General features: G+C 44.6%; 20 protein-coding genes and 1 pseudogene. 7 read left to right on the top strand and 14 right to left on the bottom strand.

Annotation, left to right across the window (positions count from 1 at the left end):
* Window positions 1-26 precede the first annotated feature (26 nt).
* The 8 genes from TRNA_RS44430 to TRNA_RS29150 all read right to left on the bottom strand — a co-directional run bounded on the left by TRNA_RS44430 (window position 27) and on the right by TRNA_RS29150 (window position 3,267).
* Window positions 27-314: a helix-turn-helix domain-containing protein gene (locus TRNA_RS44430; RefSeq protein WP_326099654.1), complete on the bottom strand. Its 288-nt coding sequence runs from the start codon at window positions 312-314 to the stop codon at window positions 27-29.
* Window positions 315-510: 196 nt separating this feature from the next.
* Entirely contained in the window at window positions 511-699 is a 189-nt protein-coding gene (locus tag TRNA_RS29185) for a hypothetical protein (protein ID WP_011197902.1), read from the bottom strand.
* Window positions 700-931: 232 nt separating this feature from the next.
* Entirely contained in the window at window positions 932-1,150 is a 219-nt protein-coding gene (locus TRNA_RS29175; RefSeq protein ID WP_017474207.1) for a hypothetical protein, read from the bottom strand.
* Window positions 1,147-1,521, bottom strand: a complete 375-nt coding sequence (locus tag TRNA_RS29170; protein WP_011197901.1) for a hypothetical protein — start codon at window positions 1,519-1,521, stop codon at window positions 1,147-1,149. Before TRNA_RS29170 ends, TRNA_RS29175 begins: the two co-directional genes overlap by 4 nt.
* Window positions 1,521-1,781: a hypothetical protein gene (locus tag TRNA_RS29165; protein WP_011197900.1), complete on the bottom strand. Its 261-nt coding sequence runs from the start codon at window positions 1,779-1,781 to the stop codon at window positions 1,521-1,523. The genes TRNA_RS29170 and TRNA_RS29165 overlap by 1 nt, the downstream gene beginning before the upstream one ends.
* A gap of 129 nt (window positions 1,782-1,910) precedes the next feature.
* Window positions 1,911-2,198, bottom strand: a complete 288-nt coding sequence (locus tag TRNA_RS29160; protein WP_011197899.1) for a hypothetical protein — start codon at window positions 2,196-2,198, stop codon at window positions 1,911-1,913.
* 85 nt (window positions 2,199-2,283) lie between these two features.
* Entirely contained in the window at window positions 2,284-2,481 is a 198-nt protein-coding gene (locus tag TRNA_RS29155) for a hypothetical protein (RefSeq protein ID WP_041817019.1), read from the bottom strand.
* 567 nt (window positions 2,482-3,048) lie between these two features.
* Window positions 3,049-3,267 carry a helix-turn-helix domain-containing protein gene (locus tag TRNA_RS29150; protein ID WP_011201636.1) on the bottom strand — a complete coding sequence of 73 codons (219 nt, stop codon included), beginning with the start codon at window positions 3,265-3,267 and terminating at the stop codon, window positions 3,049-3,051.
* A gap of 309 nt (window positions 3,268-3,576) precedes the next feature.
* On the opposite strand from TRNA_RS29150, the gene TRNA_RS43860 reads away from it, so the two are divergent.
* From TRNA_RS43860 to TRNA_RS43590, 5 genes are all read left to right on the top strand, one after another.
* Window positions 3,577-3,738 carry a hypothetical protein gene (locus TRNA_RS43860; RefSeq protein WP_003181128.1) on the top strand — a complete coding sequence of 54 codons (162 nt, stop codon included), beginning with the start codon at window positions 3,577-3,579 and terminating at the stop codon, window positions 3,736-3,738.
* The gene (locus tag TRNA_RS29145) at window positions 3,738-3,938 is read left to right on the top strand and encodes a hypothetical protein (protein WP_011197898.1); all 201 of its coding nucleotides are present in this window, start codon (window positions 3,738-3,740) and stop codon (window positions 3,936-3,938) included. Before TRNA_RS43860 ends, TRNA_RS29145 begins: the two co-directional genes overlap by 1 nt.
* The gene (locus TRNA_RS29140; RefSeq protein ID WP_011197897.1) at window positions 3,931-4,263 is read left to right on the top strand and encodes a hypothetical protein; all 333 of its coding nucleotides are present in this window, start codon (window positions 3,931-3,933) and stop codon (window positions 4,261-4,263) included. Before TRNA_RS29145 ends, TRNA_RS29140 begins: the two co-directional genes overlap by 8 nt.
* A 236-nt stretch (window positions 4,264-4,499) precedes the next feature.
* Window positions 4,500-5,309 carry an RNA ligase family protein gene (locus TRNA_RS29135; RefSeq protein ID WP_011197896.1) on the top strand — a complete coding sequence of 270 codons (810 nt, stop codon included), beginning with the start codon at window positions 4,500-4,502 and terminating at the stop codon, window positions 5,307-5,309.
* A gap of 47 nt (window positions 5,310-5,356) precedes the next feature.
* Window positions 5,357-5,530, top strand: a complete 174-nt coding sequence (locus TRNA_RS43590) for a hypothetical protein (protein WP_011201634.1) — start codon at window positions 5,357-5,359, stop codon at window positions 5,528-5,530.
* 31 nt (window positions 5,531-5,561) lie between these two features.
* Here TRNA_RS43590 and TRNA_RS29130 read toward each other — a convergent pair whose 3' ends face one another.
* The gene (locus TRNA_RS29130) at window positions 5,562-5,876 is read right to left on the bottom strand and encodes a DUF1433 domain-containing protein (RefSeq protein ID WP_003181118.1); all 315 of its coding nucleotides are present in this window, start codon (window positions 5,874-5,876) and stop codon (window positions 5,562-5,564) included.
* Window positions 5,877-5,933: 57 nt separating this feature from the next.
* Between TRNA_RS29130 and TRNA_RS29125 the strand changes: the two genes are divergently transcribed.
* Window positions 5,934-7,373 (top strand): lipase, encoded by a 1,440-nt coding sequence (locus tag TRNA_RS29125; protein WP_003181116.1) that lies wholly within the window; start codon window positions 5,934-5,936, stop codon window positions 7,371-7,373.
* 11 nt (window positions 7,374-7,384) lie between these two features.
* A complete protein-coding gene (locus TRNA_RS29120) occupies window positions 7,385-7,717 on the top strand; it encodes a hypothetical protein (protein ID WP_011197895.1) in 333 nt (110 codons plus the stop codon).
* A 148-nt stretch (window positions 7,718-7,865) separates the two neighbouring features.
* Here the strand turns inward: TRNA_RS29120 and TRNA_RS44255 are convergent.
* The 5 genes and pseudogenes from TRNA_RS44255 to queD form a co-directional block, all read right to left on the bottom strand.
* Window positions 7,866-8,842: pseudogene (locus tag TRNA_RS44255) on the bottom strand (tyrosine-type recombinase/integrase).
* An 8-nt stretch (window positions 8,843-8,850) separates the two neighbouring features.
* The gene (locus tag TRNA_RS29110; RefSeq protein ID WP_011197894.1) at window positions 8,851-9,909 is read right to left on the bottom strand and encodes a tyrosine-type recombinase/integrase; all 1,059 of its coding nucleotides are present in this window, start codon (window positions 9,907-9,909) and stop codon (window positions 8,851-8,853) included.
* Between the two features lie 636 nt (window positions 9,910-10,545).
* The gene (gene queF / locus TRNA_RS29105; RefSeq protein WP_009328607.1) at window positions 10,546-11,043 is read right to left on the bottom strand and encodes a preQ(1) synthase; all 498 of its coding nucleotides are present in this window, start codon (window positions 11,041-11,043) and stop codon (window positions 10,546-10,548) included.
* Between the two features lie 21 nt (window positions 11,044-11,064).
* Window positions 11,065-11,796 carry a 7-carboxy-7-deazaguanine synthase QueE gene (queE, locus tag TRNA_RS29100; protein ID WP_003181103.1) on the bottom strand — a complete coding sequence of 244 codons (732 nt, stop codon included), beginning with the start codon at window positions 11,794-11,796 and terminating at the stop codon, window positions 11,065-11,067.
* Window positions 11,789-12,229 carry a 6-carboxytetrahydropterin synthase QueD gene (gene queD, locus TRNA_RS29095; RefSeq protein WP_003181100.1) on the bottom strand — a complete coding sequence of 147 codons (441 nt, stop codon included), beginning with the start codon at window positions 12,227-12,229 and terminating at the stop codon, window positions 11,789-11,791. Before queD ends, queE begins: the two co-directional genes overlap by 8 nt.

The raw sequence follows: 12,229 nt of genomic DNA, 5'->3' as shown, positions 1-12,229 counted from the left end.
CTCTACAGTGATTAACGTAAGTCACTCTACGGTGATTGACCGTATATAACGTCCAGCCTCCGCCTTATCTCTGCATCACTTAGCCCGCTATAATATTGCGGATAATACAACTTCTCGCGCTTATTCGACGCATAGTCATACGCTGTCTTCAGTAGTCCTACCGCCTCCAACACGTTAGCCAACCGCGCTATCCTGTTGCGCCCTATTCCCGTATCCTCGGCGATCTTATCCACCGAAGGGAACGCGCTCATATACCGTTCGTTCTCGGCCTGCCCGTTCACGTGCGCCAGAAGGTACGTATACAATTGCGCCATGGCTCCGTTACCTTTCTCGTATTCTCTCGCGATAGGAACCAACCGCCGCCATAAGTCGTGTGGTATCGGTGCGTTGCCGGTTAGTTCACTTTCTTTCTGCATCGCGTAAGCTTTCCGTTGTAGCGCCTCCCGCGCCAAATGCTCGAATTGGCCTCGCATTGACTATCGACTTCCTTTCGTTAACTAATCGCGCTACTCACTGCGCCTTCGCATTCGCCTTTCGGGCGTCGTATTCGTCAAGCAAAGCGCCAAAGTCGGCGTCTCTTTCGAATACCCACATCCGGTTATTAGTTCGCGGATGCAGCTTCGTAAATTTATAGCGGCGGCCATTCGCCTTTAAGAAGTGCATCAGCGTTGTTGAGTAGCAGTAAAATAATCCGTTCACTTAACATACCTCCCGTTTAATTAAAAGTCGCGATTACGCATCGCATACAAACCGGCAATAATACGGCGCCGTTCGCTCCCTATCCGAAAGCCATCGTACCAATAATCCATCTGCCGTATGACTCGCCGCATCTCTGCGTTGTCCGCCTGTCGTAAATGTTCCGGAGCATAGCCACTGTCACGTAGCCATATTCGAAACGTATCGTATTGAGTTTTGTTTAACGACAGACGACTCACTCCGCGCTCAACTCCTTCCGAATCAATCGCTCGGCCTCAACGAATGAAAGAGTATCAGCCTCCGGAAACTCGAACACGGCTTCTAAACGATTTCCAGACTCAAATTCGACGGTAGCTTCGGCCCGCATTCCGATAGAAAACGACGTTAATAAAGAGCCATCAGCGAAAATATTATCGGCCATTAAATGCTCAATCTTATAAACGCGTACCCTCATACACCATCGCCCTCCTCAACGCAAGTAACTTCGTATGCATTATCGATAACCCACCGAAACATTGGATCGTTTACAATCGGATTATCTGCGCAACCTGGCAGCATAAATAGCGCAACGTATTCCGGGTTTATACCGTCCAGTACGTAAGGATTACGCGATACAAATTGCGTGTACTTATAGCTCGGATAGTTCGTTTTCACCCGTTTCCATATCGTTTTGGCTTCGCTAACGGTCCTTCCTACAACGAGAGCGAGTCGCCACTCTTCTTGTTCAGGGCCGTCGGACAGAGCGAAAAAGGCTTGGCGCAATTGATCGAGCTGTTCGTCGTATTCATCGCCTGCGGTAAGTTTAACGGTTATTTTACCGCACATCAGCGCTCCCCCTTCCGGAAGATTTTCGTACTAGCCTCTTCGATCTTCTTACCGTCGACATAGACCGGAGGCGCAATATACTCCTCGCCGATATATAACCGCCCTGCTAGATGACCCTTCGCCTGTTCTTCCCGCAATTCAGCCAACGCCTTAGTCGCCGCCTTTGCCTCGCGTTGGACCGCCTTGAGTCCGGTTATCGCGTCGGACACATCCAAGTCGATTTTAATTTTGCCGATTGATTCGCGCTTTGATTCCGCCATTCACATCGTCTCCTTTTTCGTTTATTATCCACCGGGCTGGGTCCGCATCGTTGAGAGGCGCTCCGGCTTATTTATCGCAAGCACAAAAAGAGCGACCCCTATTCGGATCGCCCTCGTTCTGATTGCGTTTTATTCGTCAACTCTTTCGTAAGTCTTTTCGAAAATATCCGGTTTACACGGGTACAGCTCGCCTTCTACTCCGCGAATAATATAGTCGCCTTCTTTAGCGATCATAACGCCTTCTAGCGTTTTAATTTCGCACCAAAGACCGGTATTTCGTTCAAACGGGCTTCCGCTTTCATACGCCGCATGTGTAATAACGTCATTACTCGTTACTTTGTCGTGGAACCAATCCGGCCATGGTGCGCCATATTTAAACGCCTCAACTACAACCGGCTTTTTCTTGTATTTCGCCACCCTTACGTCCCTCCCTTCGAATTCACACGAAATTAGCGCTTCTAACCGTCACCCTACCGAATACCCTCGGAGAATACTAAAACGTCTAATTTCGTGTGATTTGTGCGTGAAAATCGTTACGCTCTTCCGCTTTGTAGTAGTCAATAACTCCGCAAATGTACGCATCAACACCGTTATAGGATTTGTTAGTGGTCCGTTCTTCGAAATCAGCGAGAGCATCTTCGTAATTGTCGTAGATCGCTTGGCCTGCGTCGCAATAGTCGCTGAAGACTGCGTATTTCATACGAGAACACCTCCGTTTATATCGCCGCAATATGTACTAAAAGGACGCCAAGTGTGCGGCTAGTGCCTGTTGTTATTCCGTAGTTGTAGCGTCCTTCTCATAACGTATAGACAGCTACGCATGTAAAAGTTGATATAGTAACGGAATATTTTCGTAAGTTTTAAACCCTAGCGTCCACTCCGTCGCTTACGCTCCTCCGTGTCCGCGGATATTATTAAGGCCTTTATCGCGATATAATTATTTATACAATATACATGATTGCGTTTCTGCGGGACGGAGTGAAACGTAGTTCCCGCTAGTCTTCGGATTCAGAAGACTAAGAAGTGATTGCGGACTGAAAAACGCTGTATCCCTTGCGGCTTTAAGCACGAACCCTGTTTTCGGTTGTGCGAATAAAGTCGTGTTTTTAGCCGATTTGTGCGAATAAGATCGTGTTCATTATCAATTACGTTATTCTAATTGAGAATTTAACGATAATCATCCGACATCTCACCGCTAGATTGTCCGCATTATCATTCATATAAACGTATAAATATACGATACCAACACGAAGAAATAGACGCCAACCTATTCGTCAGCGTCTTCGATCTTCACCTCGAATAACTCCTCGACACCTACGCCGAGTGTTCGCGCAAGGGCAAAAACGTGCCAATCGAGATGCCTTTCGTTCTTATCGAACCGGCTTATGCTGCCTTGCGGAACTCCTGACGCTTCAGACAACGGAATTTGCCTCCACCCTTTCGCGTTCATTACTTCCGACAGTCGCGGTCTTACCGTTATTTTCATCCGTACTCACCTCGTTTTGATAATTCGATTATACGATAACGAATAAATTTTCGCAAATACGATTGACATTCGTTATGCGATATCGTATAATTAAGGTAACGAAAGGAGGTGAACGTAATTGATTGACACCGTAATGAAGCTTTCGGCAATCATCGCAACTTGGCTCGGAATTCTAAAAATCGTCTTAGAAATCCGGAAGATGCGAAAGGAATCCGAAAGTAAAGAGCGACGGCCTCCGACCAAGAAGCACCGTCGCCGAACATAAGCTACGAGAGGCATTGCGCCCCTTGTCAATCAATTATAACACGAATGAAACGAATTGATACCACGGAAATTTTGTTAATCGTCGTCTTGCTCGCCTGGATTGCGGATATGAATTTCGGCCGGCTTTCCGTCCTGGACTGCGTCGGACTCGGCTCAGCCGTCGTTTTTATCGCGCTTCTATTCTTTAGATCGAGGAGGAATCGGTAATGACGCTTTATATAAAACGCTTGTGGTCGGACACACCGCCGCTGAAGCCGCAGCAGACCGACCAGCTTCTCGATCTATACCAACGCCCTGTTGCGACGTTTAAAGACGCCGGCAAAGCGTATCAGATCGGCTTCAATACGGCGCTTACGTGTCTCGGCTATTTAATCGCAAACAAATACGGAGGTAATGACGATGAATAAAACGAAGCTCTTAACGGCCATCCTCGGCCTATCACTCGCAGGCAACGCGGCTCTCGGAATCTACGCCGCCAAACTAAACGAAGATGTCGATATTGCTTATCGCGTGGCTGACGACATGGCCGCCGAAGCTGAGGACGCCCAGGAAACGATCGAGCGCGAATATATTGTCGAAGATAAAGACTACGCGGTATCAGCGGACGACGGCGGCTTCTCTTTCGATCCACAAGCCACAGACGCAAAGCCAGGCGATCGGATCATCGTGACTTTTACGAAGGATCAGTACGAAAATGGCAGCGGATTTAAGGCGATTAAGGTTATCGAATAACACACGAAATCAGGCGTTAAGCGGCCGCCGATACCTAATATACCAGCAATACTTTCCGGCGGCTCCTACGCTTTAATTTCGTGGGAAAATCGTTCGAAGGGCGAACGGCAAGTAGACCGGAAAAGCCTACGCAAACTGTTTAAATGCCGGAATAATTTACCGCAACCGAATCGCTTTGTCTCGGCGGACTCTTACTATATCATTATAGTAACTACGCTGAAACGAGGTGATTCTTTTTGTTTATTTGGCCCATGCTGCTTGAGTCCGCAAAGGAGCCGTTTAACTCGGACGACTATATCACGGAAACCAAATTCGACGGCATCCGTCTGATCGCGTCCAGGAATAACGGTTTAATCCGCCTCTACACACGCCACAACAACGAAGTCACCGCTAAATTTCCGGAACTATTAACGCTCGACATACCGGATGAAACTATTTTAGACGGCGAGCTTATCGTACCTGGATCGACAGGCGCCGGCGATTTTGAGGCCGTCATGGAACGATTCCAGTCGCGGAAAAGTTTTTATCCGATAGTATTTTGCGTTTTTGATGTCCTGCGGATAGAAGGCGTTTCAGTTACGTCTAAGCCGCTAAGTGAACGAAAAGAATTGCTGGCCGGTCTAAAACTCGATCATCCTAACGTTAAAATAGTCGAGGGCGTGCGCGGCCATGCTACGGATTATTTCGAATTAGTCCGCGAAAATAAGATCGAGGGCATCGTTATGAAGCAGGCAAACGCTCCGTATGCGGAAAATAAGCGGTCAGATCGCTGGCTGAAGATCGTTAACTACGAATATACTGACGTTCTGATATCAGGACTCCGCAAGGAAGACAATGCGCTGCTTCTTTCGTACCTGGACGGCCAGTATGCCGGCATTATGGAGTTTATGCCGTATGATGCGCGGCGGAAGTTTCATGCGGAGCGGCTAATCGTAGAAGAAACGGAGAAATACGCCTACATCGAGCCAATTGGGTGCCGCGTCAAGCACCGGTTCAAGACGAAAAACGGTTTGTTGCGGATTCCTTCGTTCCATGAATGGCGTTGAATGTGCCGGTCATTTATCGTATTCTAATATTCGGAGGTTGAGGACGAATGGATTACGAAACAAAAGGCTATGATACGTCAATTGTATACGATTATAAAGAGTACCCAGACGTCCATTACGGGCGCTGCGATAACTGCGACTATACGCTGTTTAAAAGTTCGGTGAAGGATGGCGTTTTCCTACGTGAGTGTCGACGTTGCGGTATGAAAAAGAGTATATAAATACGAAAAAGGCCCGACTCGATTGAGTGGGCTATTTTTCTTCTGCATCTACAGACGAGCTTCCTATCTTATCACTCGCCGGATCATATAAACCGTCGAACTCTTTAGATTTATCACCGTTCAAATATCCTTCAACGGTGATAGCACCGGTTGGATCAATAAAGTAATCATCATAATAAGTAATAGTATCAATACCTTTGTACTCATTATGTAGATATTCAGTCATCTTAGTTTTCGCCTTCTCAAAAAGAACAGTTTCTTCTTTTTTCACATCATACTGATGCTTCATAAACAACCCTCCACCTGCTATAATTAACAATAGTAGGATAATAATGTATTTTTTCAAATGAAATTCATTCCTTTCCTATTATTATTTTACATTACACGGAAGGTGTTGTATATCTTGAGTAAGAAGATTAAGAAGTCCAATCTTACGGATGAGACTTATTATCGTATAAGCCAACGTTCTTACAACTACGATTATCTCAGAAAAAAATTAAAAAACAAAGAGTACATACGGATAAATTCATCTGTTTCCGGAGCCACCTACTGGTATGTTGATAAAATTAAAACAGACGAAGACACCGGGTTAGATGCGGCCGTTCTATCCCAGGCCGAAAATAAAAACGGCAAGTGGGTGAAATCCGACCACCCCAAAAACGTCGTTGTAGCTTTTGCGGGAACTGATCCGGGGAAGGACCCGTTAAGTGACGTAGAGCAAGCAGACATTAATCATATCGTCTTAGGAAACGATCCGAAAGATAAAACACAATATGTCGTCAAGAAAGATGCGAAAGATATGTCTAAGACGTTCGGTAGATATATTGGTTCGATGGAACAAACTGCCATGCTTGAGTCCGGAGATTATAAATTAATTACAAAAACATCGCAAATCGATCAAGCCGATCAACTTGTGCGGGAAGTTAAACAAAAGTATAAAGGCACCTCGACAGTTATTTCAACCACCGGACACTCGCTCGGCGGCGCAGAGGCTGAATACAGCGCGGTCAACAATGATATCTATGCCGTCGCGTTTAATAGCCCCTCAATCGTTCACCTGCATTCTGATGAAAAACAGAAAGAAATTAATAACGGAGATTATAACTCTTATGTAAAATCTATCATTAATCCGGATGATATGGTCGGTGCCGGTTGGTGGGACGAATTCGATCGCCACAATGGGACTACCATCTACACAAAAGACCCTTCTATTGCAACGGCTAATCGCGAAGAAAGACTTGACGGCAATAAACTCCAACAGGTTGGAAGAAACCTTCTGTATTTCGCTAATACACTAATCTTTCAAAATCCGGATACACATGGGATAAATAAGTCGAATTTCTCTTTCGACGAAAACGGCAACGTTCAAAATATAGAGGGCGATGAACTCGTTTATGACAAAAATTTAAAAGCGATGCTCCCACCGGAAGTTGCCTCCGGAAGTGGCGCAATTAAAGTAACACCCGAAGTTGCCAAGCAGCTCGCGCAAAAAGTAAATGCGATCATCGATGACTTGCGGACGATGAAACGGGAAGCCGAAAACGCTTATCAGGAACACGACGCCGAGATCAACGACCTGAAGCACGATACCTACCGTCAGGTCGGCCACGGTTTATACGACAAGCTGACACTCGAGGATGTAAACAATACGCTGAAAAACCTGGCGCAGTCGTTTGACAAAAAAGGCAATCCGCTATTTTACGATGTTCATGCCGAAAAAGCGTACATCGCCTCATTAAAAAATACGATTTCAGATTTAGAAGACATCAGCGGGTACCTGGCGCAGATTGCAAAAGATTTTAAATCGAAAGATAAAATGCTGGCAAATTGGCTTAAACTTTAGGAGATGAAACAATGGAAAATTTCAACAAACTGGCTTCACTCAACAACTTAAACGGAGATCAAGAAGATACCCTCTTCATACGGCGCAACCAGCTTCAAATGCTGAAAACGGGCATGAGAGTAACGGCCGCAACTAAGCTTGAAGGCATTAAAACGACACTAAGACCGAAGTTTAAAATAGGCGATATACAAAAAGAAATGAACAGCGTTTATTCATCGCTTCTCTACAGCTTCGAAGGAAAAGCGCAAGAGGCGCTTGCTCAACGAATCAGCCAAAGCGCCCAGCAGCTTATTAACACGGAGAAAGACGGAGAGAGCTTTGTGAACGGATTTAAGACGAGATAGAGGCGCCAGTCTAAGGCGCTTTTTTTTCGTTCATCTACGGCTTATTAACGTTAAACATCGCAAGTAGCGTCTTATCCGGCGCCTTTGACTGACGATAAAACACGTTAGGATTAAACGTATATCGTTCCGGTTCGCTGCCGACCTTTCTTCACAAAAACCCCCGCAAATTCTCGGCCACTTCATTCTTATCTAAATATAAATATTTAGTCGTTACCGAAAGATCACTATGTCCCAGCGCTCTTGAAATGTCAGTTAAATTTGCGCCTTTTTCAAGCAAGGATTTCGCAAAGCCCCTTCTTAATGCGTGCGGATTTATATTCTTTAATCCGTACTCGCGCGCATACCTGTTCAACCGTTTTTGAATATTGTTATTCGACGGCCCTGTTGCTATTTGATTGCCGTACTTTGTTAAAAAACAAATTTATTGTCCTTCTTATATGCTCGGCGGATTTCGGCGTTTTTATTCACCAGTACAGAGAGAAGTTGAGCGAGAGTCTCATCAAAGGGCAGTAGTAAAGGTTCTCGATTTTTAACGATTTCACCACTTAACCGAAGTAATTCTCCATTAAAATCGACATGTTCTTCTTTTAAGTTTGCGAGCGTCCCTACACGCATACCTGTTTTATACATAAGAAGCAATGCTGTCGCATCACGTAGCTGTACAAAGTCGGTTAAATCTAATAACGAAAGTAAGATTTTGATTTCCTGATCCGTCGCCCCCTCTTTAACTTTATTGTCGACCTTCACCTTTACGTTCTTCCAAAACTTCGATTCGAACCATCCATTATCGAAACAACGCGATAAAAATGCTTTGAGACATTTCAAACGCGTGAGCCTTGTTTGTGCACTGACATCCATGTTTCCAAGCCATGAATGAATCGACTTATATGTAATTTCATGTAGATATGTTAATTCTTCTGATTCCTTAAAATGTGATACATGAAGATGGTAATCGCTAATTGTCCGCTCCCTATTCCCGCTTACTTCCATCTGTCGGAGAATAATTGTAAGTGCTTTTTCAATTGTAATTTGCTTTGGGTTTGGCGATGCCGAGATATTATTAAACATTCCAGAGAGATCAGGAAGACTTTCTTCTACCGAGAAAATTTTTTTCTTTTGAGTCACGATATTTCCTACCTTCCGTATTTTCTTTTTGTCTTCCTTGGCTTATTTAACCCATCTACCACTTGGTTTATTAGCGAATATTCACTCTGTTGCCTTGCGAGGGATTCTAACGACAGATGAGTATATCGTAATACCATACGTAAATCTTTATGGCCGATGATCGTCTGGAGGTGCCTAAGATCCCCTCCTGCCTGCAAAAACATGCTCGCCGCGGTGTGTCTAAATAAATGCGGATGGACTCTTTTATTTATTCCTGCCTGATGAGCGTAATCCGCAAGCCGTTTTCTAAAATTGTCGGTCGTTAATCTTGTCCCTTCCTCCGTAATGAAGACATACTTGCTAGGCTTAAATCGCGTATTTCTTAACAATAACTTTTTAAGCAGCTGCATTGTATTTTTATCTAATGGAATCATACGGCCTTTTCTCGTTTTTGTTTTTTGAGCTTCAAGAATAATGTAGCTCAACTCAAAATTTATATTTTCGATCTCTAAAGTGACGATTTCTCCGATTCTACACATAGAGTTAATTAAACACATCATAACCACGTAATCTCTAAACTCAGAGAACTTTCGCTTATTCGGTGTTTTTAAAAGCTGCTTCATCTCCTCTACAGATAATATTTGAATTACAGGTTCCGGCTGCTTGACTTTATTTATTTTTTGAAATGGATTTTCCGAAATCATATTTTCCTTTATACAGAAAGTAAAAACTGCTCTCATAGTTTTCAGGTGGTCATTTGCATATTTCGGAGAACACCCTGGAGTTTTCACACTTTCTGGTTTATAACGGTGTCCCTTAAACGTTTTCTTCTCGTGCAGTATATAGGTCATGTACTGCCTCGCAAACTCGACATCTATAGATTCAACACTGGTGGACAGTCCTTTAATTTCCGCGAATTCTTCCACACTCTCACAAACCCGGCGATAGCGATCAATTGTTTCTTTCGTAAGTCCTTCAGACATTTTTACGTTACAAATTTGTTTACACACATCAGACAGAGTCTTACTTTCGTATGTATTTTTCTCACTATGTTTAATCGCCGGTCTTCGTCTCCCCCGCATATACATCTCATCCCCTCCTCATTGTCAGAATAACTGAATTATTTAGTCACTTCAAGTGAAAACCGAAAAATAACTCTTTTAAAACGAGAATAAAGCAGTATTTTTCACGAATAAACGAACGAAACAAGACGAATAACTGGCGAAAATTAACGAAACCCGAACGAAAGAGATCGCGAAGTTGGCGACGAACTAGCGAACGAAGACGTTAACGAGGCGAATGGCGAAGTTATCCCTTTCACCCTTCGATTAACGAATTAAAACGCGTTTCATATAGGCGATCTAATATCCGATCAAGCACGCCGTTATAATAGCCGGCCAGATTCCGAATATGCTTTCGTTTCGTTGCAATGAACGTTTGACGTACCGCAACTATAGGCCGATTTCTTCGAGTGTTCCGGAATCATATACGCCTTTTAAATACCGCGTATGCGCGAGATAAATACCGTAGGAACGTTCTACATGAAAAAAAAATAGACGTGCGTAATTGCACGTCTAGGTCACAAACATTTCTATCCCCTCGACCATTATTTCTATACAAAATACCGTATTTTCACGGGTCACACTTCGCTATTTTCGGGTCACACCCGAGTCACACTTTTACTGTGACCGGTCACACATCGACCACAAACCTTCGCTTCATCATCACCGATTATCAATCGTCTCCGGATACAGATCATGGTTCATCATCCGATACTCGGCCATTTTTTCATACTTTGTGCCGGGCTTGCCGTAGTTGGTGTACGGATCGATCGAGATTCCGCCCCTCGGCGTGAATTTGCCCCAGACTTCGATATAGCGCGGGTCCATCAGCTCAATTAAATCGTTCATGATGATGTTCATGCAGTCTTCGTGAAAATCGCCGTGGTTTCGGAAACTGAAGAGATACAGTTTCAAAGACTTGCTTTCTACCATTTTTTTATCAGGGATGTAGCTGATGTAGATCGTGGCAAAATCGGGCTGTCCGGTTTTCGGGCACAGCGATGTGAATTCAGGGCAGTTGAATTTCACGAAATAGTCCCTGTTTTCGTGTTTATTCGGGAAAGACTCAAGCACTTCCGGAGAATAGTCAAACAAATAATTGGTGCCTTGATTTCCAAGAAGGGTTACGCCTTCCAGTTCTGAATCTTTTCTTGTCGTCATCATTCATCTTCCTTTCTTAAATCAAACACCCCGTTTGTTTCCCCAGATCAGGGTGTGGAGCTGCGGGAGAACGCGGACGCGGTTCAATTCAGGGTCGCGCGTGACCGCTTCTACCAGCTGTTCATATTTTTGGAGCAGCCGTTCGACGAGCCGCTCTTGGTCTTCTGTATGAACGTCATCATTTCCGACCTGAAGAAAAAACGGGATATCGGGATAACGCTGGTGAACTTGTTTTGCAAATTGAAGGTCGTCCGCCGTGAAAATGACGACCTTCAAACTTGCCGCAGCCGCCCGGCCGTGTTCCTTCAGCCTGTCAACAATATGATCAAGCCTGTTAAAATCGGTTTTCATATTGGAGCTCGGCGGCTTTGGCGAAATTGTTAAATCATCGATTCCGGTAAACCAGTCTTGATAAAACGTTCCTTGCGTCTCAAGCGCTGTCCGTATACCGTTTTCTTTTAAAAGGGAAATCAGTCCGTCCAGCTGTTTTAAAAGCGCCGGGTTGCCTCCTGAAATCGTAACGTGCGAGAATGCGTTTCCGCCGATGTCTTTAAGAGATTCGTACACTTCTTCCGCGGTCATCCATTTGATGTCTTTTTTCGCCGAACCGTCCCAGGTAAAAGCTGAATCGCACCAGCTGCACGAATAGTCACAGCCGGCTGTTCTGACAAACATCGTCTTTTGGCCGATGACCATCCCCTCTCCCTGAACCGTCGGACCGAAAATTTCAAGTACGGGAATCGGCTTAGCCATGCTGAACACCCGGTTTCGGACGGTACACGACATAGCTTGTCGGCGTTTCCCTGACAAACACCTGGACGCAATGCGGACGGTTGTTGAGATCTTTCAAATAAGCCTCTACTTTATCGTAAATCGTTTTGGCCACGACTTCTGTCGAAGGGATCCGATCCGCGCTTTCACCTGAAAATTCCTGATGATCATTTAAAAGCGTATGATCGTATTCTCCGTGGATCAATTTTTTAATGGTGCTGAAGTTGACAAGGAAACCTGATGCATTCAACTCATCCCCGGCAATCGTAATATTGATTGTATACGTATGCCCATGGACTCTGCTGCATGCGCCTGCATCCTCTCTCGGAATAAAATGTGCAGCTGACATTTGCATATCTTTATTTAATTCAAAAGAGTAAGGATGGCTTGGTTGCGGATAAATTTGTGTAAGCAC

It is taken from the genome of Bacillus licheniformis DSM 13 = ATCC 14580, from assembly GCF_000011645.1.
Taxonomy (GTDB): domain Bacteria; phylum Bacillota; class Bacilli; order Bacillales; family Bacillaceae; genus Bacillus; species Bacillus licheniformis.
This window is presented reverse-complemented; position numbering and strand designations above follow the sequence as displayed.

What these genes read in the sequence shown, in the direction of transcription:
- TRNA_RS44430 (WP_326099654.1), bottom strand. Translation starts at nt 314, where the DNA reads ATGGCGCAATTGTATACGTACCTTCTGGCGCACGTGAACGGGCAGGCC.
- TRNA_RS29175 (WP_017474207.1), bottom strand. Translation starts at nt 1,150, where the DNA reads ATGAGGGTACGCGTTTATAAGATTGAGCATTTAATGGCCGATAATATT.
- TRNA_RS29170 (WP_011197901.1), bottom strand. Translation starts at nt 1,521, where the DNA reads ATGTGCGGTAAAATAACCGTTAAACTTACCGCAGGCGATGAATACGAC.
- TRNA_RS29165 (WP_011197900.1), bottom strand. Translation starts at nt 1,781, where the DNA reads ATGGCGGAATCAAAGCGCGAATCAATCGGCAAAATTAAAATCGACTTG.
- TRNA_RS29155 (WP_041817019.1), bottom strand. Translation starts at nt 2,481, where the DNA reads ATGAAATACGCAGTCTTCAGCGACTATTGCGACGCAGGCCAAGCGATC.
- TRNA_RS29150 (WP_011201636.1), bottom strand. Translation starts at nt 3,267, where the DNA reads ATGAAAATAACGGTAAGACCGCGACTGTCGGAAGTAATGAACGCGAAA.
- TRNA_RS43860 (WP_003181128.1), top strand. Translation starts at nt 3,577, where the DNA reads ATGAAACGAATTGATACCACGGAAATTTTGTTAATCGTCGTCTTGCTC.
- TRNA_RS29145 (WP_011197898.1), top strand. Translation starts at nt 3,738, where the DNA reads ATGACGCTTTATATAAAACGCTTGTGGTCGGACACACCGCCGCTGAAG.
- TRNA_RS29140 (WP_011197897.1), top strand. Translation starts at nt 3,931, where the DNA reads ATGAATAAAACGAAGCTCTTAACGGCCATCCTCGGCCTATCACTCGCA.
- TRNA_RS43590 (WP_011201634.1), top strand. Translation starts at nt 5,357, where the DNA reads ATGGATTACGAAACAAAAGGCTATGATACGTCAATTGTATACGATTAT.
- TRNA_RS29120 (WP_011197895.1), top strand. Translation starts at nt 7,385, where the DNA reads ATGGAAAATTTCAACAAACTGGCTTCACTCAACAACTTAAACGGAGAT.
- TRNA_RS29110 (WP_011197894.1), bottom strand. Translation starts at nt 9,909, where the DNA reads ATGTATATGCGGGGGAGACGAAGACCGGCGATTAAACATAGTGAGAAA.
- queF (WP_009328607.1), bottom strand. Translation starts at nt 11,043, where the DNA reads ATGACGACAAGAAAAGATTCAGAACTGGAAGGCGTAACCCTTCTTGGA.
- queE (WP_003181103.1), bottom strand. Translation starts at nt 11,796, where the DNA reads ATGGCTAAGCCGATTCCCGTACTTGAAATTTTCGGTCCGACGGTTCAG.